Annotated in this window: 17 protein-coding genes and 1 tRNA gene; 12 read left to right on the top strand and 6 right to left on the bottom strand. The window is 69.1% G+C overall.

Annotation, left to right across the window (positions count from 1 at the left end; all coding sequences use genetic code 11):
* Nucleotides 1-74: 74 nt before the first annotated feature.
* The 3 genes from EV685_RS16520 to EV685_RS16530 are packed head-to-tail and all read left to right on the top strand — an operon-like array spanning nt 75 to nt 3,215.
* Nucleotides 75-743, top strand: a complete 669-nt coding sequence (locus EV685_RS16520; RefSeq protein WP_165396831.1) for a response regulator transcription factor — start codon at nt 75-77, stop codon at nt 741-743.
* Nucleotides 736-2,718: a sensor histidine kinase gene (locus EV685_RS16525; RefSeq protein ID WP_130483140.1), complete on the top strand. Its 1,983-nt coding sequence runs from the start codon at nt 736-738 to the stop codon at nt 2,716-2,718. Before EV685_RS16520 ends, EV685_RS16525 begins: the two co-directional genes overlap by 8 nt.
* Nucleotides 2,715-3,215, top strand: a complete 501-nt coding sequence (locus EV685_RS16530; RefSeq protein WP_130483141.1) for a DUF2147 domain-containing protein — start codon at nt 2,715-2,717, stop codon at nt 3,213-3,215. Before EV685_RS16525 ends, EV685_RS16530 begins: the two co-directional genes overlap by 4 nt.
* Before the next feature lie 114 nt (nt 3,216-3,329).
* Here the strand turns inward: EV685_RS16530 and EV685_RS16535 are convergent.
* Nucleotides 3,330-3,406 (bottom strand) — tRNA-Pro (locus EV685_RS16535).
* A gap of 39 nt (nt 3,407-3,445) precedes the next feature.
* On the bottom strand, nt 3,446-4,387 hold the full coding sequence (ispB, locus tag EV685_RS16540; RefSeq protein ID WP_130483387.1) for an octaprenyl diphosphate synthase: 942 nt from the start codon (nt 4,385-4,387) through the stop codon (nt 3,446-3,448).
* A gap of 342 nt (nt 4,388-4,729) precedes the next feature.
* On the opposite strand from ispB, the gene rplU reads away from it, so the two are divergent.
* The 4 genes from rplU (at nt 4,730) to proB (ending at nt 7,737) form a co-directional block, all read left to right on the top strand.
* A complete protein-coding gene (rplU, locus tag EV685_RS16545) occupies nt 4,730-5,041 on the top strand; it encodes a 50S ribosomal protein L21 (protein ID WP_130483388.1) in 312 nt (103 codons plus the stop codon).
* 32 nt (nt 5,042-5,073) lie between these two features.
* Nucleotides 5,074-5,331, top strand: a complete 258-nt coding sequence (rpmA, locus tag EV685_RS16550) for a 50S ribosomal protein L27 (RefSeq protein WP_130483142.1) — start codon at nt 5,074-5,076, stop codon at nt 5,329-5,331.
* Nucleotides 5,332-5,476: 145 nt separating this feature from the next.
* A complete protein-coding gene (cgtA, locus tag EV685_RS16555; protein WP_130483143.1) occupies nt 5,477-6,586 on the top strand; it encodes an Obg family GTPase CgtA in 1,110 nt (369 codons plus the stop codon).
* 32 nt (nt 6,587-6,618) lie between these two features.
* The gene (gene proB, locus EV685_RS16560; RefSeq protein WP_130483144.1) at nt 6,619-7,737 is read left to right on the top strand and encodes a glutamate 5-kinase; all 1,119 of its coding nucleotides are present in this window, start codon (nt 6,619-6,621) and stop codon (nt 7,735-7,737) included.
* Between the two features lie 50 nt (nt 7,738-7,787).
* Here proB and metH read toward each other — a convergent pair whose 3' ends face one another.
* The 4 genes from metH to EV685_RS16580 form a co-directional block, all read right to left on the bottom strand.
* The gene (metH, locus tag EV685_RS16565) at nt 7,788-10,547 is read right to left on the bottom strand and encodes a methionine synthase (RefSeq protein ID WP_130483145.1); all 2,760 of its coding nucleotides are present in this window, start codon (nt 10,545-10,547) and stop codon (nt 7,788-7,790) included.
* A 25-nt stretch (nt 10,548-10,572) separates the two neighbouring features.
* Nucleotides 10,573-11,676 carry a homocysteine S-methyltransferase family protein gene (locus tag EV685_RS16570; RefSeq protein WP_130483146.1) on the bottom strand — a complete coding sequence of 368 codons (1,104 nt, stop codon included), beginning with the start codon at nt 11,674-11,676 and terminating at the stop codon, nt 10,573-10,575.
* Between the two features lie 59 nt (nt 11,677-11,735).
* Nucleotides 11,736-12,032 carry a BTH_I0359 family protein gene (locus EV685_RS16575; protein WP_130483147.1) on the bottom strand — a complete coding sequence of 99 codons (297 nt, stop codon included), beginning with the start codon at nt 12,030-12,032 and terminating at the stop codon, nt 11,736-11,738.
* A gap of 173 nt (nt 12,033-12,205) precedes the next feature.
* Nucleotides 12,206-13,249 (bottom strand): DUF3108 domain-containing protein, encoded by a 1,044-nt coding sequence (locus EV685_RS16580; protein ID WP_165396832.1) that lies wholly within the window; start codon nt 13,247-13,249, stop codon nt 12,206-12,208.
* Between the two features lie 75 nt (nt 13,250-13,324).
* On the opposite strand from EV685_RS16580, the gene EV685_RS16585 reads away from it, so the two are divergent.
* The 5 genes from EV685_RS16585 (at nt 13,325) to EV685_RS16605 (ending at nt 18,602) form a co-directional block, all read left to right on the top strand.
* Nucleotides 13,325-14,272: a fumarylacetoacetate hydrolase family protein gene (locus EV685_RS16585; RefSeq protein WP_165396833.1), complete on the top strand. Its 948-nt coding sequence runs from the start codon at nt 13,325-13,327 to the stop codon at nt 14,270-14,272.
* Nucleotides 14,265-15,458 (top strand): TraB/GumN family protein, encoded by a 1,194-nt coding sequence (locus EV685_RS16590; protein ID WP_165396834.1) that lies wholly within the window; start codon nt 14,265-14,267, stop codon nt 15,456-15,458. Before EV685_RS16585 ends, EV685_RS16590 begins: the two co-directional genes overlap by 8 nt.
* 87 nt (nt 15,459-15,545) lie before the next feature.
* Nucleotides 15,546-16,442 carry a PhaM family polyhydroxyalkanoate granule multifunctional regulatory protein gene (locus EV685_RS16595; RefSeq protein ID WP_130483151.1) on the top strand — a complete coding sequence of 299 codons (897 nt, stop codon included), beginning with the start codon at nt 15,546-15,548 and terminating at the stop codon, nt 16,440-16,442.
* Nucleotides 16,443-16,470: 28 nt separating this feature from the next.
* Nucleotides 16,471-17,718, top strand: coding sequence for an FIST signal transduction protein (locus tag EV685_RS16600; protein WP_130483152.1), 1,248 nt, complete (start codon nt 16,471-16,473; stop codon nt 17,716-17,718).
* On the top strand, nt 17,715-18,602 hold the full coding sequence (locus tag EV685_RS16605) for a LysR substrate-binding domain-containing protein (RefSeq protein ID WP_130483153.1): 888 nt from the start codon (nt 17,715-17,717) through the stop codon (nt 18,600-18,602). The genes EV685_RS16600 and EV685_RS16605 overlap by 4 nt, the downstream gene beginning before the upstream one ends.
* Nucleotides 18,603-18,605 lie beyond the last annotated feature (3 nt).

Here is an 18,605-nt window from a genome sequence, read left to right on the forward strand (position 1 = left end):
CCTGTCCGACCTTCGGGGTCATGTCGGCAGCCTTTGTCCAACGGCGAGACCTCGTCAACGACCGAGTCCCAGCGATGTCCATCTCCGTAGCCATCATCGAAGACGACCCGCTCGTCAGCCAGCACGTGTCCGACCTGATCCTCCGGTCGATCCACTGCACGCTGGCGGGCACCGCGCGCAACAAGTCGGAGGCCATGGCGCTGATCGCCGACGACCGGGCCGACGTCTACCTGGTCGACCTGGGTCTGCCCGACGTCGATGGCGTCGACCTGATCGCCAACATCAAGTCGAACTGCCCGCAGGCGCAGAGCATGGTGCTGTCGACCTTCGGCGACGCCAAGCACATCAGCCGCAGCCTGAAGGCCGGGGCGACCGGCTACCTGCTCAAGGACGAGCGCGGACCGACGCTGATCGACAAGATCGTGGCCTTGCACAACGGCTATTCGCCGGTCAGCCCGCAGGTTGCCAAGGTGCTGGTTCAGGGCATGGCCGGTCAGCCGATCGACACCCGCAACGACGCCGACCGGGCTGAGGCGCTGGCCCGCTACCGACTGGTGCCGCGTGAGGTCGAGGTGCTCGGCCTGCTCGGCGAGGGCCTGCCGATCGTGACGATCGCGGACCGGCTGTCCATCTCGACCCACACCGTCAACCAGCACCTGCGTGGGGTCTACCGCAAGCTGTCGGTGCGATCGCGCGCGATGGCCGTGCACGTCGCCCGTGCCCAGGGCCTGCTCGATGACTGATCGTCTGCGTCCGGCCCTGCCAGCCTTGCTGCTGGCGGTGTTGATGGCAGGGGTCCTGGCCTGGCTCTGGACGGCCCAAGGTCCGCAGATGGTTGCCGTTCGCACGGCACAGCTGACACCCGATCAACAAGGCCGCGCCGCTTATGGCGAGCCGGGGGTGACCGTCGAGCTGCCGCACTTCACCGTGCGCAGCGAACGCCGCGAGGCTGCCTCCATCGCCTATGCCCTGACGCTGGATGGCGAGGCGGGGTCGATGCTGGCGTCGACCGCCACATCGGGCGCGGCCGGCGACGTGCCGCGTCATGCGGTCCTGTTCACGCAGGTGATCAACGGCGGCGACTTCTACCTCAACGGCCACTGGATCGCCGGCCTGCCTCGATCGACCGCGCAGGACCGCTACGTCTGGTACCGGCCCTTGCTGATCCCCTTGCCGCCGCGGCTGCTGAACCACGATGGTCGGCCTGACGTGTTGACGGTCGAGCAATCGACCCATGAGCCCTACATCCTGGTGTCGCCCGTGCTGGTCGGCCGCACCGGCGATCTCGCCCATGTCGAGGGCGTGATCGCCTTCCTCAGCGGCACGCTGGCCCATGCCTCGAACCTGTTCTGCCTGGTGGCTGGCCTGTTCATGATCGGCGCCTGGGTGGCTTCGCCGCGCGAGCGCATCTTTGCGCTGGCCGGCGCGGCGATGGTGCTCTGGGGCATGTTGTTCACGCTGGCGCTGTGGTCGCACGTCCCGATGGACATGTACCGGCTCTGGCGCACCTTGCTCTACGCGGCCGAAGGCGGGTTGATCGCGCTGATGTCGATGTTCGTGCTGTCCTTTGCGGGCGAGCCGATGGGTCGTCGTTCGACCCGCGTCTTCATCGGCTTCGCGGCAGTGGCCCCGGTCGTCTACCTGATCGGCGGCAGCCCGACCGAGAACCTGCTGGACCGGCTGTGGACCGGGCCGATGCTGGTCGTCTATGTCTACGCCAGCGCCAGGCTGGCTCGCCTGGCCATTCGGCCAGGGCAGGGCGCGGCCAAGGCGCTGCTGTTGCAGTCGGTGTTCTGCATCGTGCTGGCCTTCCACGACTATGGCGTGCTGACCGGCTTCCTGGTCCGGCTGATGCCTGAGGCCCCCGGTTGGCACTGGTACGCGCTGGCCTTCGAGCCCATCTACCTCAGCCACCTCGGTCTGCCGCTGCTCTTGCTGGTGGTCGGCTACATCCTGCTGGTGCAGCACCAGGGCAGCGTCGAGGGCGTCAACAACGCCAACGCGGTGCTCAAGCGCACGCTGGCCGAGCGCGAGGCCGAGCTGGCCGCAAGCTACGAGGAACAGCGCCGGCTGGCGCAGGTCGAAGCGGCCCGGCTCGAACGCGACCGCATCTATCAGGACATGCACGACGGCATCGGCTCGCGTCTGATCACGACGCTCTACAGCGTGCGTGCATCGACCCGAGGCGCTATGGACATCGAGGCCCAACTGCAGGCCTGCATCGACGACATGCGGCTGGTGCTCTATGCCCATCAGGACGAGGACAGCGACATCCAGTCCTGCGTCTTCGACTACTGCCTGAAGCTGGAGGCCCAGCTCGAGGGCAGCGGCCTGCAACTGGCCTACGACATCGCCGACGGCGAGCCCTTGCTCCTGGCCCCGGAGGTGCGCATCAACGTGTTGCGCATCCTGCAGGAGGCGGTCACCAACTGCATCAAGCATGCGGGCGCTTCGACGCTGGAGGTTAGCCTCAAGATCGACACCGACGAGCTCGTGCTCGACGTGCTCGACAACGGCCGCGGCCTGTCGGTGCGGCCTGAGCGTCATGCCGGCGGCAACGGCAAGGGCATGCCCGGGCTGGCCAGCCGCGCGGCGGCGATCGGCGGGCAGTGCGTCGTGGGCAATGCGTCGCCCGGCACGCGGGTGCGACTGAGCCTGCCGCTGACGCGTGGTCACGCCGAGGCGCACAGCCCATCGAACGAGGAGGTCTCTACATGAGGGCTCTCCTGACCGCTGTTGCCCTGACGGCGGGATTGGCCGGGGCTGCATCGGCGCAAGAAATCGACCGGCTGCGCGCGCTGGGTGCGCGGCCGGCAGTCGACCCGCTCGAAGGCCACTGGCTGGCGAGCGACCCGGACGGCGAGCTGTCGACGCGCTCGGTCGTCCACATCTACCGCCGCAATGGCCGGCTTTACGGCCGCATCGTGCGCACGCTGGACGCGCAGGGACGCGAGCTGTCGCCGGTATGCGAGCGCTGTGTCGGCGATCTCAAGGGCAAGCGCTACACCGAGATCGAGTTCATCCGCGACCTCAAGCCGACCAGCAAGGGCTGGACCGGTGGTTCGGTCATCGATCTGCGCCCAGGCGCCTTGCAAGGCGCCCTGGCCAACTGCGATCTGAGCTTGCAAGACGATGACAAGGCCGTGCTGCACGGCTACCTGGGCCTGCGCTGGCTCGGGCGTTCGAGCACCTGGGTGCGTCACGCCGAACCTTGACCGGTTGGCCGACAGGTCTGCCACCTGAATCGGACGCATAAAAGAACGCACAAAAGAAAAAAGCCGCAACACGTGCGGCTTTTTCTCGTCTTTGGGATGTGATCCCAGCAATCCTGGTCGGGGTGAGAGGATTCGAACCTCCGGCCTCTACGTCCCGAACGTAGCGCTCTACCAGGCTAAGCTACACCCCGATTTCTGCTGCTCAGCGACTTCTTTGAGTCATTTGGACCTCAAGAATTTCGCTCAACAGCCTGAACACATAAGTATAGGAGGGCTTCCTTGAATTGGGAAGGGGGGAGTGAAGAAATGTGGTCCTGTGCCTTTCGCGCCTCATCTTGCGCGGCCCGGCGGGTGGCCTCGATGGCGCCCGTGCTGCGCACGATCTCGACGATCTCGTCCAGGCGTTCAACCTCGCCGTGCTCGATGGCATGGCGAATGATCTGGCGCTGATCCTCGGTACCGGCCTGCATGGCCAGCAGCAGCGGCATCGTTGGCTTGCCTTCGCGTAGATCGTCGCCGACGTTCTTGCCCAGCTGTGCGGTGGCACCTTCGTAGTCCAGCAGGTCATCGACCAGCTGGAAGGCGGTTCCCAGGCAGCGACCGTAGGCGGCGCAGCTTTCCTCGCTCGACTCGTTGACGCCGGCCAACACGGCGCCCAGGCGGGCGCTGGCCTCGAACAGCTTGGCGGTCTTGTATCGGATCACGCGCAGGTAGGCGTCCAGCGTGATGTCGGGGTCGTGCATGTTCAGCAGCTGCAGGACCTCGCCCTCGGCGATCACGTTGGTCGCTTCGGCCAGCACGTCGAGCACGCGCATGCGATTGACCGACACCATCATCTGGAAGGAGCGCGAATAGAGGAAGTCGCCGACCAGCACGCTCGCGGCATTGCCGAAGATCGCATTGGCCGTCTTGCGTCCGCGACGCAGGTCGGACTCGTCGACCACGTCGTCGTGCAGAAGCGTCGCGGTGTGGATGAACTCCACAGTGGCGGCCATCTCGAATCGCTCGTGGCCCTGGAAACCCAGCGCGCGGGCAAACAGCAGCACCAGCAGCGGCCGGATGCGCTTGCCTCCGGCGCTGACGATGTAGTTCGAGATCTGGTTGATCAGCACGACCTCGGAGGCGAGGCGGCGGTGGATCACGGCGTCGACCTGGGCCATCTCGTCGGCCATCAGGGCCGCAGGCAGGGTCGGATTCGGTGCGGTGGCGAGGCTCACGGGGGGGCGGGTTGGACAGTCGGATCGCCGCCAGTCGTGGCGTCCCGGGACGCGGCCAGCGTGGCGCAGCAACCGTCGATTATAAGAAGCGCCTCCTTGACCTTGTGGACTCACCGTGCGCTGTGCCACATCTGCGCGACAGGGCGTGTGCTAGACTCGCGGGCTTCGCGTGGAGCGGGTGTGTGCCTTTTTGGGTGTGCCCTGCGGGTGTTCGACGAACGCCATGGTTGTCCAGCGAGCATCCTGCAAACGCTGGCGGGCCGCGCGAAGGTGTTCTTTGTATTTGAAAGGGCTGATATGTACGCGGTCATAAAAACCGGTGGCAAGCAATACAAGGTTGCTGCCGGCGAGAAGATCAAGGTAGAACAGATTGCTGCGGAAGTTGGCCAAGAGATCGTGATCAACGAAGTTCTCGCGCTCGGAAGCGGCGCAGAACTGAAGGTGGGCACGCCCTTGGTTGAAGGCGCAACGGTCACCGCCACGGTCGTGGCACAGGGCAAGCACGACAAGGTGCGCATCTTCAAGATGCGTCGTCGCAAGCACTACCAGAAGCGCCAGGGTCATCGCCAGACTTACACCGAGCTGCAAATCAGCGCGGTGCAGGGCTGAAGCAGACGTTGCACCTCACCAGGAGCTGATAAATGGCACAGAAAAAAGGCGGCGGTTCCACTCGGAACGGCCGTGACTCGCAGCCCAAGATGCTGGGCGTCAAGGCGTTTGGCGGCCAGGCTGTCAACGCTGGTTCGATCATCGTGCGCCAACGCGGCACGCGTTTCCACGCTGGCACCAATGTCGGCATGGGCCGTGACCACACGCTGTTCGCGCTGGTCGACGGCACCATCACGTTTGACGTGAAGGGCGCGCTGAACCGCAAGACGGTGTCGGTGACGCCGGCCTGAGCGAACGCTCTCGCCCGACAAGAGCCCCGGCCTGCCGGGGCTTTTTTGCTTGTTCGACGCAAGCGGCGCGAGCAGCAGAGCGCGTGACGGCGACACGCCCCACCCGGGGCGCATCGGCGTGGCGCCATCCAACGAAGGGGTATCCATGAAATTCGTCGACGAAGTCACCATCGACGTGACGGCCGGCAATGGCGGTGCCGGCTGCGCCAGCTTCCGGCGAGAGAAGTTCATCCCCTTCGGCGGTCCCGACGGCGGCAATGGCGGCCGCGGCGGCCACGTGTATGCGGTCGGTGACCGCAACCTGAACACGCTGGTGGACTTTCGCTACACCCGTCGCCACGAGGCCCGCAACGGCGAGGCCGGTCGCGGCTCCGACCAGTTCGGCGCCGCTGGCGAGGACGTCGTGCTGCGCATGCCCGTGGGCACGATGATCCTGGATGCCGAAACCGGCGAGAAGCTGGCCGAGCTGCTGGTGCACGGTGAGCGCGTGCTGATCGCCAAGGGCGGCGACGGCGGCTTTGGCAACCTGCATTTCAAGACCAGCACCAACCGCGCGCCGCGCCAGAAGACACCGGGCTGGCCCGGCGAGATCAAGTCGCTGCGGCTTGAACTGCGTGTGTTGGCCGACGTTGGCCTGCTGGGCATGCCCAACGCCGGCAAGTCGACGCTGATCGCCGCGATCTCGAACGCTCGGCCCAAGATCGCCGACTACCCGTTCACGACCTTGCACCCCAACCTCGGCGTGGTGCGCGTGGGTCCGAGCCAGAGTTTCGTGGTGGCCGACATCCCCGGCCTGATCGAGGGCGCCTCCGAAGGCGCCGGACTGGGCCACCTCTTCCTGCGGCATCTGCAGCGCACGCGCTTGCTGCTGCACGTGATCGACTTCGCGCCCTTCGACGAGAACGTTGACCCGGTCGCGCAGGCCAAGGCCATCGTCAAGGAACTGAAGAAGTACGACGAGTCGCTGCACGCCAAGACCCGCTGGCTGGTGCTCAACAAGCTGGACATGGTGCCGGCCGAGGAGCGCGCCGCCCGCATCAAGGACTTCGTCAAGCGCATGAAGTGGAAGGGCCCGGTCTTCGAGATCTCGGCGCTGACCCGCGAAGGCTGCGAGCCGCTGATCCGGGCGATCTACCAGCATGTGGCCTCGCTGCAGGATCACCCCCCTGAGGACGTCGACGTGCGCTTCCTGCCGACCGAAGACCTGAGCGAGGCGGCACCCCGGCCCGATGCCGACGATCCCCGCTTCCGTTGACCTGCTGAACCGCTGAACACCCGAGCCCTGCCATGAGCGATGTCCTGAAGAACGCCCGCCGCATCGTCGTCAAGGTCGGCTCCAGCCTGGTCACCAACGAGGGCCGCGGCCTGGATGCCGAGGCGATCAACGCCTGGTGCGTGCAGCTGGCCGCGCTCGTCAGGCAGGGTCGCGAGGTCGTGATGGTCTCGTCCGGCGCCATTGCCGAAGGCATGAAGCGACTGGGCTGGGCGACACGCCCGAAGGAGCTGCACGAGTTGCAGGCCGCCGCCGCTGTCGGGCAGATGGGGCTGGCGCAGATCTACGAGACCTCGCTGAGCCAGCAGGGCCTGGGCAGCGCACAGGTGCTGCTCACGCACGCTGACCTGGCCGACCGTGAGCGCTACCTCAACGCCCGCTCGACCCTGCTGACGCTGCTGGGCCTGGGCGTGGTGCCGGTCATCAACGAGAACGACACCGTCGTGACCGACGAGATCAAGGTCGGCGACAACGACACGCTCGGCGCGCTGGTGGCCAACCTGGTCGACGCCGATGCGCTGATCATCCTGACCGACCAGAAGGGCCTGTATTCGGCCGACCCGCGCAAGGACCCCGACGCGCGCTTCATCCACGAAGCCGTGGCCGGCACGCCCGAGCTGGAGCAGATGGCCGGCGGCGCGGGCTCCAGCATCGGCAAGGGCGGGATGATCACCAAGATCCTCGCGGCCAAGCGGGCGGCCGGCAGCGGTGCGTCCACCGTGATTGCCTGGGGCCGCGAGCCCAGCGCACTGCTGCGCCTGGTCGACGGTGAGTCGATCGGCACGCTGCTGGTGGCCACCACCGCCAAGGTCGCCGCTCGCAAGCAGTGGATGGCCGATCACCTGCAACTCAAGGGCTCGGTGGTGGTCGACGATGGCGCCGTCCTCAAGCTGCGCGAGGAGGGCAAGAGCCTCCTGCCCATCGGCGTGGTGGAGGTGCACGGCGACTTCGTGCGCGGCGACGTCATCGCGGTGCGCTCCAGCGCCGGTGCCGAGGTCGCCCGCGGCCTGGCCAACTACGCGGCCAACGAGACCCGCCTGATCATGCGCAAGCCTTCCTCACAGATCGAGGGCTTGCTGGGCTATGCGAACGAGTCCGAGCTGATCCACCGCGACAACCTCGTCCTCGCGTGACCTGAAGCAGGCACGGACCGGCAACTGGGCCGGTCCGCCATGACGCCGTGTCAGCCCAGCTGTGGCGCCAGCCGGCGACGGGCCTCGTCCAGCGCCACCTGCTGACGCGCGGCGTAGTCGGCCAGCTGGTCCTCGCCGATGCGGCCAACGTTGAAGTAGGTCGCCTCTGGATGGGCCAGGTAGAAGCCGCTGACGCTGGCCGCCGGTGTCATCGCCAGGCTGTCGGTCAGGGCCATGCCGATCTCGGGGGCCGCCAACACCTCGAACATCGCGCGCTTGACCGCGTGGTCCGGGCAGGCCGGATAGCCCGGTGCGGGGCGGATGCCGCGGTAGGCCTCTGCGATCAACTGTTCGTTGCTCAGGGCCTCGTCTGGCGCATAACCCCACAGCTCGGTGCGCACGCGCTGGTGCAGGCGCTCGGCGCAGGCCTCGGCCAGACGGTCGGCCAGGGCCTTGAGCATGATGGCGCTGTAGTCGTCGTGATCGGCCAGGAACTGCGCTTCCTTCTTCTCGATGTTCAGGCCGGCGGTGACGGCGAACAGGCCGATGTGGTCGGCCTTGACGCCCTTGGGTGCGATGAAGTCGGCCAGTGAGCGGTTCGGCCGCTTGATGCCGTCGATCACCGGACGCTCGGTCTGCAGTCGCAGCGGCTGCCAGCGCAGCAGGACCTCGGTGCGGCGCTCGTCGGCGTAGACCTCGATGACGTCGTCGTCGACCGTGTTGGCCGGCAGCAGCGCGATCACGCCGTTGGCCTGCAGCCAGCGGCCCTCGATGATCCGCTGCAGCATGCGCTTGCCGTCGCTGAACACACGCACAGCCTCGGCGCCGACGATCTCGTCGCGCAGGATCTCGGGGTACTTGCCGGCCAGGTCCCAGGTCTGGAAGAAGGGCGTCCAGTCGATGCACTGGGCCAGTTCGGCCAGGTCGAGGTTGCGGAACACGCGCCGGCCGATGAACTTCGGCGCGGGCGGCATGTGGGCCGACCAGTCGATCGCGTGCTTGTTGGCGCGCGCCTGGGCCAGCGTCACCAGCGGCGTGGCCTTCTTGTTCGCGTGCAGGATGCGGACCTGTTCATAGTCGGCCTTCAGCTCGTCGATGTAGCGCGTCGCACGCTCGTCGCTCAGCAGGTCCGAGCACACGCCGACGCTGCGCGAGGCATCGGGCACGTAGACCACCGGGCCCTCGTAGTGCGGGGCGATCTTGACGGCGGTGTGCACGCGGCTGCAGGTCGCGCCGCCGATCAGCAGCGGCGTGGCGCGGTCGCGGAACCAGCTGTCGCGCTGCATCTCGGCGGCGACGTGCTGCATCTCTTCGAGGCTCGGCGTGATCAGGCCGGACAGGCCGATGATGTCGGCGCCTTCGGCCTTGGCGCGCGCCAGGATGTCCTGGCAGGGCACCATCACGCCCATGTTGACGACCTCGAAGTTGTTGCACTGGAGCACGACGGTGACGATGTTCTTGCCGATGTCGTGCACGTCGCCCTTGACGGTGGCGATGACGATCTTGCCCTTGGGCTTGACGTCGCCACCGGCGTCCGCGAGGGCCTTCTTCTCGGCCTCGATGTAGGGCAGCAGATGCGCAACGGCCTGCTTCATCACGCGGGCGCTCTTGACCACCTGCGGCAGGAACATCTTGCCCGCGCCGAACAGGTCGCCGACGATGTTCATGCCCGCCATCAGCGGGCCTTCGATGACGTGCAGCGGCCGGCCGCCGCCGGCCTCGATCGCGCGCCAGGCTTCTTCGGTGTCGACGCTGATGAAGTCGGTGATGCCATGCACCAGCGCATGGCTCAGTCGTTGAGCCACCGTGACCGGCTGCTCGGGCGTGCCGCGCCAGGCAAGCCGGGTCGACTCGTCGCGGGCGGCGCCCTTGGCGCTCTCGGCAATCTCGATCAGGCGTTCGCCGGCATCGGGGCGGCGGTTGAGCACCACGTCCTCGACCCGTTCGCGCAGCTGCGCGTCCAGATCGTCGTACACGCCGACCATGCCGGCATTGACGATGCCCATGTCCATGCCGGCGCGGATCGCGTGGTACAGGAAGACGGTGTGGATGGCCTCGCGCACCGGCTCGTTGCCGCGGAAGGAAAAGCTGACGTTGGACACGCCGCCCGAGACTTTGGCGCCGGGCAGGTGGGCCTTGATCCAGCGCGTGGCCTCGATGAAGTCGACCGCGTAGTTGTCATGCTCCTCGATGCCGGTGGCGATCGCGAAGATGTTCGGGTCGAAGATGATGTCCTCGGGCGGGAAGCCGACCTGCTCGACCAGCACCCGGTAGGCGCGCGCGCAGATCTCGGTCTTGCGCTGGAAGGTGTCGGCCTGCCCCTTCTCGTCGAAGGCCATGACGACGGCGGCCGCGCCGTAGCGCCGCACCAGACGGGCCTGTCGCATGAACTCGGCCTCGCCTTCCTTGAGCGAGATCGAGTTGACGATGCCCTTGCCCTGGATGCACTTCAGGCCGGCCTCGATCACGTCCCACTTGGACGAGTCGATCATGATCGGCACCTTGGCGATCTCGGGCTCGCCCGCGATCAGGTTGAGGAACCTCACCATCGCGGCCTTGCTGTCGAGCATGGCCTCGTCCATGTTGATGTCGATGACCTGGGCGCCGTTCTCGACCTGTTGGCGCGCGACGCTCAGCGCGTCTTCGAAGCGGCCTTCCAGGATCATGCGGGCGAAGGCCTTGGAGCCGGTCACGTTGGTGCGTTCGCCGATGTTGACGAACAGCGTGCCGGTGCCGATCTCGACCGGCTCCAGGCCGGACAGGCGCATCGGCGGCGGGGCAGGGCGGTCGGTGGGGACAGTGGCGGTCATGGGGTTCGCGGGCATGGGCTGAAGGTCACGCGTTGATCAACGTGCTGAAGGGCGCGTGCTGTGCGCAGCGGGGCTGGTAGCGGCCCACGCGCTGCGCGATCTCCGCGATGTGGGCGGGGGTGGTGCCGCAGCAGCCGCCGGCGATGTTGAGGAAGCCAGCCGCCGCGAACTCCTCGACCAGCCGGCCGGTGACCTCGGGGGTCTCGTCGAAGCCGGTGTCGCTCATCGGGTTGGGCAGGCCGGCATTCGGGTAGCAGGAGACAAAGGTCTCGCCGGCGATGCGGGACAGCTCCTCGATGTAGGGCCGCATCAGCGTCGCGCCCAGGGCGCAGTTCAAGCCGATGGCGAGCGGGCGCGCGTGGCGCACGCTGTGCCAGAAGGCGCCGACCGTCTGGCCCGACAGGATGCGCCCGGAGGCGTCCGTGACGGTACCGCTGACGATCACCGGCAAGCGTTCGCCGGTGGACTCCATCAGCTCGTCGAGCGCGAAGATCGCAGCCTTGGCATTGAGGGTGTCGAAGATGGTCTCGACCAGGAACAGGTCGACGCCGCCATCGAGCAGGCCGCGGGCCTGTTCGAGGTAGGCAGCCCGCAGCGCGTCGAAGTCGACGTTGCGGGCACCCGGGTCGTTGACGTCCGGGCTGATGCTGGCGGTCTTGGGTGTGGGGCCGAGGGCGCCGGCCACGAAGCGCGGCCGGTCGGGCGTGCCGTGGCGATCGCAGCATGTGCGCGCCAGTCGGGCTGCGGCCACGTTCATCTCGTAGGCGATGTGACCCAGGCCGTAGTCTTCCTGCGCGATCGAGGTGGCGCCGAAGGTGTTGGTCTCGATCAGGTCGGCACCGGCGGCCAGGTACTGGTCGTGGATCTCGGCGATCACGTCCGGCCGGGTCAGCACCAGCAGGTCGTTGTTGCCCTTGAGGTCGCTCGGGTGATCGGCGAAGCGGGTGCTGCGGAAGGCGGCCTCATCGAGCTTGTAGCGCTGGATCATCGTGCCCATCGCGCCGTCGAGCACCAGGATGCGACGGGCGAGCAGCGCGGGCAGGGCGCCACCACGGGTGTAGGCGATGGCCGGGGTGATGGCCGGGACGATGTCGGGGGCGCGGGCAGGCGCGGAGGGGGCAGCGGTCATCCCGCGATTCTAGGGAGGCACCGATGGCCTCGCCGGTCCCCGTCCACCGCGTGGAACGATCAGTGCAGCACGACGGGTTGCTGGGCCAGCACGGTGTAGCCGGCCAGGTACTCGTCGACGTCGTCGTCGTTGGGCGAGGCCGAGATCAGCGCCTGCACGCCTTCCTTGAAATGCTCGGCGAGGGCGCCCTCGATGAAGATCTCGCGGCGCGCGTGCTTGTCGACGATCTCGTAGCCCGCGCGGGTCAGCGAGATGCCTTCGGCGACGTCGGGGCGCATCGGGAAACCGGTCGGCTCGTTGACGTCGACCTCGAAGTGGACGACCGCATAGTTCTCCGAGTTGTAGAGCATCTGCATGGCGTGTTCTCCGGTTCCGATGGGTGGCTGGTGTCTGGTCAGGGGCAGGTGCGACGCCTGTCGAGGCGTTGTGCAGGTCCTGCTGCTTGCCAACGTCATCGGCCCCCGGTCGGCGATCTGTAGGCCGGTGTGCGGCGTTCGTGACTTCCTGCCGCCGCGCAGACGACGCTCGTTCAGCGCTTGCGCAGCACCAGCTCGATCGGTTCGCCCTGCCGCTCGGTCAGGCGGACCCGGCGCGGCCAGTGGCCGGCCGTCGGATCGGTCCAGACCTCGGCCTGCGTCGCGTCGGGCTCGCCGGTGTCGCGCCGCCAGTGCCAGCTGCCGTCGGTGGCGCGGCCTTGAAGCACGAAGTGCCAGTCCTGCACGTCGCCACCGGCGCTGGCCACGTCCATCTCGATGCGGCTGCCGACGGCGGGCAGGGCGCTGTGGCCCGCGAGGCGCGCGGCCAGTTGGACCATCCAGCTGACACGATCCTGCGCGCCGCTGCGCAAGGGCGCCTCGCCGGTCGTGGCCGAGAAGGTGATGCGCCCGCCTTGGCCGTCGGCTGGCCGGTTGAAGTTGACGGCGCGCTCGCTGCGCCGCAATCGCCGCTCGGTGTAGCGCAGCGGCGCCAGTCCGGCGGCGTCGAAGCCGCCCTCGCTGTGCTGGTGCATCAGCGTGCCGATCAGCGGCAGCTGGCCGTCCAGGTCCAGCGTGTAGCGACGGCCGTCGTGGCGCCAGTCCAGCCGGGCCTCGCCGCCGATGGCGCCGCGCTGCAGCTTGTAGTCCAGCCGGATCGGTGCTGGCGCGGTGACCGGCGGCCGGTGGCTGGACGGGTCAGCGGGCACGCTCGCCTGTTCGGGGGCGGGCGCGGCCGATGTGGCTGCGCTGGCTGCTGCGTCGTTCAAGGCCACGACGTGGTGGATCGACGGGGTCGGTGCGGCCGGGCGCCGGGCCGGGGCGACTGCGCGGGTTGGCGTGACGTCGGCGACGGTGGCTATGGGGGCGGGTGCGGCAGGTGCGACATGTTCGGTCGGCACCGACATCGTTCGCGTCGACACGCTGCGGGGCGATGCGGGCACCTCGCTCGCGGCCTGGGCCGGTCGGGCCAGCCAGGACGGCGCCTCGCGCAGCGCCAGGCCATGCAGGCCCAGCACCGCCAGCAGGCACAGCCAGGGCGCACGACGCGGGCGTCGCAGGGCCAGGTTCGAGGGGGAAACGGGAATCTTCGAGCTCACGTGGGGAGGGTCCGGGTGAACCCGAAATCTACAATGACCGGTGCCCTTTGGCCGCTCCGGAACCTGCCCGAATTCATGAAACTTGCAAGCTACAAGGACGGCTCGCGCGACGGCCAGCTGGTGGTTGTCTCGCGCGACCTGACCCAGGCCCTGTACGCCACCGGCGTGGCCAGTCGACTGCGCGATGTCCTCGACGACTGGAACTTCCTCGCCCCGCAGTTGCAGGACCTGTCCCACACGCTCAACCACGGCAAGGCCCGCCACGCCTTCGCCTTCGACCCGGCGATGTGCCTCGCGCCCCTGCCGCGGGCGTCGCGGCGCATCGAGGCCTGGGCCTACCCGGCTGCGCGCGAGCGGCAATGCGGCGGTCTGGGCCTGCCCGTGCCCGAGAACTTGCGCAGCCAGCCCGTGCTGCGAGAACGGCCGGCCGACCTGGGCCTGGGCGCACGCCAGGATCTGGCCGTGCGCACCTTGGCCGGCGGTGTCGACCACGAGGTGCAATGGGCGGTGGTGACCGGCGACATCGCCTGCGCGGCCACGCCCGAACAGGCCCTCGAAGGCGTGCGCCTGGTCGGCCTGATGAATGCCTGGGCGTTGCGCGCGGTGAGCGATGACGCGTCGGCCTGCCTGCCGCCGGGCTGGGCGCCAACGCTGGTCACGCTCGATGAGCTGGACGGTGCCTGGATGCGTGGCCGGCTGGGCCTGCGCATCGACCTGAAGCTCGACGGCCGGCGGGTGGCCCGGCTGGCCAGTGGCGAAGGCCAGCACTGGCATGTCGGCCAGCTGCTCGCCCTGCTGGCCCGCGAGCGGCCAATCGCCTGCGGCAGCGTGCTGAGCTGCGGCCCGATCGGTGCGGCGGACGTGTCGGGTGGCGTCGCCAGCCGGGCCGAGCAGGTCCATGCGGCGGGCGATGTCGCCGCGCGTTGGCTCGACGATGGCGTGCGGGTCGAGGTCGACGCGGTCGATGCCCAGGGCCACCCGGTCTTCGGGACCCTCGACCAGTCGGTGGTGCTGCGTGCTTGAGCGTCAACGGCGGCGCGCCAGCCGCTTCCGGGCCTGCCTGCTGGCGCTGGCCTTCGGCGTGGGACACGTCGGTGCCAGCGCTTCGCCGCTGTTGCCGCAGGCCTTGTCGCTGTTGCACGCCGACGTGGCCGCCCGGGACGCCAGCGGCAACCCCCGCGAGGGCTGCCCGTCCCTGCCCGCCGCGCTCAGCGACGAGGCCTACGAGGCCTTGCTGGCCAGCACGCCCAGCCGTGGCGTGCTGCTGCGCATCACCCATCCGGATCAGCGCCTGGCGCCGGTCCCGGTGGCCACGGAGGTCGACGCCGACGCCGATGCGGAGGCTGGCGAGCCGCCTGTCGTCGATCCGGACGATGCCCCGATGCGCGAGTCCTACCTCTACGCCCTGCCGCCGATCGCGCTGCAGGCCTGGCTCGTGCCGGGTCCGGAGGTGCAGGCCGCGATGGCCTCGGTCGACCGGGTCGTGTTCGAACTGGACCTGGCCGATGCGGCGGTGTTCGACAGCATGGACGCGATGGCGCGCCGGCCGCTCGTGGCAGCGGACGGCAGCCGGACGGCCTTGCCGCGCCTGCCCGATGAGCTGGCGCTGCAACTGCAGCAGGCCCTGTCGGCAGCCTGCCTGGATCCGCCCACCGATTGGCGACCCGAGATCCGCGCGCTGGCCTTGCTGACGGGCCTGATGCGGCGTGACGGTCATGAGCCGGCGTATTCGATCGCTGGCTCGCTGGCCGATCTGGCCGTCGCCATGGGCAAGCCGACGGCCGGCCTGGAGACGCCCGAGCGCCAGCTCGCGCCGCTGCTGGGCGAAGGTCAGGATGACGTCGCCGAGCGTGTCCGCCTCGTGCTCGATGCCGCCACACGACCGGAGACCCTGGCCGCGCTGGCGCGTTTGCAGGAGGGCTACGACAGCGCCGTGCTGGGCGACCTGCGCCTGTTCGAACGGCGCTGCAACTGCCGCCAGACGGCCCTGGAGCAAAGGCTGTGGCGCGATCTTGAGGTCCGCAATGCCGCACTGGCCGAGCAGATCGCCGGCATCCACCAGCGCGGCAGCGCCGTGTTCGCCGCCATCGGCGCGCTGCAGCTGACCGGCAGCGGCGGCGTGATCGCGATGCTGGAGGCCCAGGGCTACCTGATCCAGTGGGCCTCCTATCCACGCCGCCCGCCCGAGCGTCGCGGCAGCGGTGGATGAGGTCGACACAAGCGCGCGGGGCGCCGCTACGATGAATGCGCTCCGCCACGACGAAGGCGGCCACCCGAAGACATCGACGGAGACACCATGACCGACACCAGCGGCTACGCCCAGGCCTACCAGCAGGCCAGCGAGGCTTTCGGCAAGTTCGTGCCCGGCTTCGAGTTCCTGCAGGGACTCGTCAAGAACGCCGGCAAGTCCATGCCCTCGATGGGCCAGTGGATCGCGCCGACCCTCGATCCCGAGGAACTCGAACGCCGCATCGAGGAGCTCAAGACGGTCCAGTTCTGGCTCGAACAGAACGCCCGGATGATCGGCGCGACCGTGCAGGCACTGGAGGTCCAGCGCATGACGCTCGGAGCGCTCAAGGGCATGAACGTCTCGATGGGCGACCTCACCGAGGCGCTCAAGGTCAAGGTGCCGGACATCTTCACGGCGGCTGCAGAAGCCGCTGCGGCGCCCGCGCCTGCGCCCGCACCTGCGACGAAAACGGCCCGAAAAGCCGCTGCACCGATCGACGACGCCCACAGCGATGACGCTCCCCCGGCCGGCAGTGCCGGGGCGGATGACGCTTCGCCGGCAGTTGATCCGATGCAGTGGTGGGGCGCCTTGACCCAGCAGTTCACCGCTTTGGCCGGTCAGGCCATGCAGGCCACCAGCGAGGCCGCTCGCCAGGCCACCGAGGCGGCACGTCAGGCCTCGGAGGCAACCAGCGACGCCACCGCGCAAGCGGTGCAGGCCGCACAGGCAGCGGCCGAAGCGGCGGCCGAAGCGGCGGCCGAGGTCGCCAAGCCGATGGCTGACGCGGTGCGCCAGGCCACCGCGCCGGTGCCAGGCAAGACCACGTCCACAACGGCCCCCAAGGCCAGCGCCAAGGCGACCTCTTCCGCCGCGTCCAAGTCTGCCGTTAAGAAGGCGCCCGCGAAGAAGGCGGCGAAGGCCGCCGCTGCGCCCCGCAAGGCCACACGGCGGACCGCCGGTTGAGGTCCGCCATGCAGCCAGGCGTCCTGCCATGAGCACCACGAAACCCTGCGTGGTACCGGCCTTCTGGCATGCCCATGCAACACATCCGGATCCGCACATGGCGCTGGCGCTGGCGGCCGCGCAGATCGACGCCCAGGCTGGCGCCGAACGCGGCCGGGCGACGCTCGGCTGGCTCTACTTCAGCGACCGTTACGCGCCCCATGCCGAAGGCCTGCTGGCCGAGCTGCGGCAACGCTGGCCGACGGTGGCCTGGGTCGGCACGGTCGGGGTGGCGATCTGCGCCAGCGGGGTCGAATACAGCGACGAGCCCGCGCTGGCGCTGATGCTGGCGGCGCTGCCACCGGGCAGCTTCACGCTCTACAGCGGCGAACACGGCCTGCCGTCTGGCGCGGGCGATGGCTCGGTCCACGCCGCGCTGGTCCATGCCGACGGCCACACGCCCGAGCTTGGCGAGCTGATCCATGAACTGGCCGGCCGGACGGCGAGCGGCTACCTGTTTGGCGGGCTGACGTCCTCGCGCACCCGCGCCGTCCAGCTGTGCGCCCCGGCACCCGGCTCGTCCTGGGGCGGCGGCGTCTACGAAGGCGGTGTCTCTGGCGTCGCCTTCGGGCCGGAGCTCGGGCTGATCTCGCGCGTGACCCAGGGCTGCCAGCCGATCGGGCCCAGCCATCGCATCACAAAGGCCGAACAGAACATCGTGCTGATGCTGGACGGCGAGCCGGCGCTGGACGTGCTGCTGCGCGAGCTGGGCATCACGCTGGACGAGCCGCGCCTGGCGCTGCCGGTCTTGCGCCAGACGCTGGCCGGCCTGAGCGACGCGGCCGATGAGAGCCTGTCGCGCGGCGGCCAGTTCGGTGCCGACACCCGCGTGCGCCACCTGATCGGGCTGGACCCGGGCCGGCTCGGCTTTGCGGTCGCCGACCGGGTCGAGGCCGGCATGCGGCTGGCCTTCTGCCAGCGCCATGTCGAGGCCGCCCGTCGCGACCTGGTGCGCATCTGCGCCGAGATCCGCGAGGAGCTCTGCCCGGACGACCCGGACACGCTGTCCGCACCGGCCGACCCGGCCGACCCGGCCGCTCACATCGCCGGGGCGATCTACGTCAGCTGCAACGGCCGGGGCGGGGCGCACTTCGGCGCGCCGTCGGCCGAGCTGCAGCTGATCCGCCATGCCCTGGGCGACGTGCCGCTGGTCGGCTTCTTCGCCGGCGGCGAGATCGCCCGCCATCACCTCTACGGCTACACCGGCGTGCTGACCGTGTTCACGCGCACGCCGTGATCCCGCCGATCCACTGCCTGCTGGCCTTCGAGACGCTGGCCCGGCTGCGCAGCGTGACCGCCGCTGGCGAGGCGCTGCACATCACCCCGAGTGCGGTCAGCCACCGCATCCGCCAGCTCGAAGGCCTGTTGGGCCGCCAGCTGTTCCGGCGTGACTTCAGCCTGACCGCAGAAGGCCAGGCCGCGCTGGTTCCCGTGCGCGAAGGCCTGCGCGCGCTGCAGCAGCTCGCCCCACTGCCGGCGGCGGCACCGTCGCCGACGCGGCTGCGGCTGGCGGTCACGCCGACCTTCTCGCGCCAGGTGCTGATGCCGCGCCTGCCGATGTTCCGCCACGCCTACCCGGACATCGAGCTGATCCTGCAGGTCGCCATCCCGCTGGCCGACGTCACCGCCGAGCAGGCCGACCTCGAGATCCGCTACGGCCCCGGCGGCTATGCCGGCGTCGAGCAGGTCTGCCTGATGGGCGACGCGGTCACCCCCGTCTGCAGCCCCGACTACCTGCATGAGCACGGCCCTTTCGACGGCTTCGAGCGGGCGGCGGACATCGACCGGGCGCGGCTGATCCGCAGCCCGCTGGAGCCCTGGTCGACCTGGTTCCGCGCCGTCGGCCTCGACCGGGCCGAGCCGGTGGTGGGCGCGCAGTTCAACGACGTCGGCCTGGTGCTGGACGCGGCCGCCGCCGGGTTCGGCGTCGCGCTGCTGCGGCTGCAACTGGGCGCGGCGTGGCTGGACAGCGGCCGGCTGGTCCGCCTGTCGCCGCGCAGCGTGGCCTCGCCCAACGGCCACCACCTGTGCTGGGCACCGGGGGCGCTGGCACGCTGGGAATGTGCGGCCTTCGTCGACTGGCTGACGGCCAGCCTGGACACCGGCCCGGCCGGCGCCTGAAAC

It is taken from the genome of Sphaerotilus mobilis (assembly GCF_004216565.1).
Taxonomy (GTDB): Bacteria; Pseudomonadota; Gammaproteobacteria; order Burkholderiales; family Burkholderiaceae_C; genus Sphaerotilus; species Sphaerotilus mobilis.

Coding starts and splice junctions, on each gene's coding strand:
- EV685_RS16520 (WP_165396831.1), top strand. CDS start 75: ATGTCCATCTCCGTAGCCATCATCGAAGACGACCCGCTCGTCAGCCAG.
- EV685_RS16525 (WP_130483140.1), top strand. CDS start 736: ATGACTGATCGTCTGCGTCCGGCCCTGCCAGCCTTGCTGCTGGCGGTG.
- EV685_RS16530 (WP_130483141.1), top strand. CDS start 2,715: ATGAGGGCTCTCCTGACCGCTGTTGCCCTGACGGCGGGATTGGCCGGG.
- ispB (WP_130483387.1), bottom strand. CDS start 4,387: ATGGCCGACGAGATGGCCCAGGTCGACGCCGTGATCCACCGCCGCCTC.
- rplU (WP_130483388.1), top strand. CDS start 4,730: ATGTACGCGGTCATAAAAACCGGTGGCAAGCAATACAAGGTTGCTGCC.
- rpmA (WP_130483142.1), top strand. CDS start 5,074: ATGGCACAGAAAAAAGGCGGCGGTTCCACTCGGAACGGCCGTGACTCG.
- cgtA (WP_130483143.1), top strand. CDS start 5,477: ATGAAATTCGTCGACGAAGTCACCATCGACGTGACGGCCGGCAATGGC.
- proB (WP_130483144.1), top strand. CDS start 6,619: ATGAGCGATGTCCTGAAGAACGCCCGCCGCATCGTCGTCAAGGTCGGC.
- metH (WP_130483145.1), bottom strand. CDS start 10,547: ATGACCGCCACTGTCCCCACCGACCGCCCTGCCCCGCCGCCGATGCGC.
- EV685_RS16570 (WP_130483146.1), bottom strand. CDS start 11,676: ATGACCGCTGCCCCCTCCGCGCCTGCCCGCGCCCCCGACATCGTCCCG.
- EV685_RS16575 (WP_130483147.1), bottom strand. CDS start 12,032: ATGCAGATGCTCTACAACTCGGAGAACTATGCGGTCGTCCACTTCGAG.
- EV685_RS16585 (WP_165396833.1), top strand. CDS start 13,325: ATGAAACTTGCAAGCTACAAGGACGGCTCGCGCGACGGCCAGCTGGTG.
- EV685_RS16595 (WP_130483151.1), top strand. CDS start 15,546: ATGACCGACACCAGCGGCTACGCCCAGGCCTACCAGCAGGCCAGCGAG.
- EV685_RS16600 (WP_130483152.1), top strand. CDS start 16,471: ATGAGCACCACGAAACCCTGCGTGGTACCGGCCTTCTGGCATGCCCAT.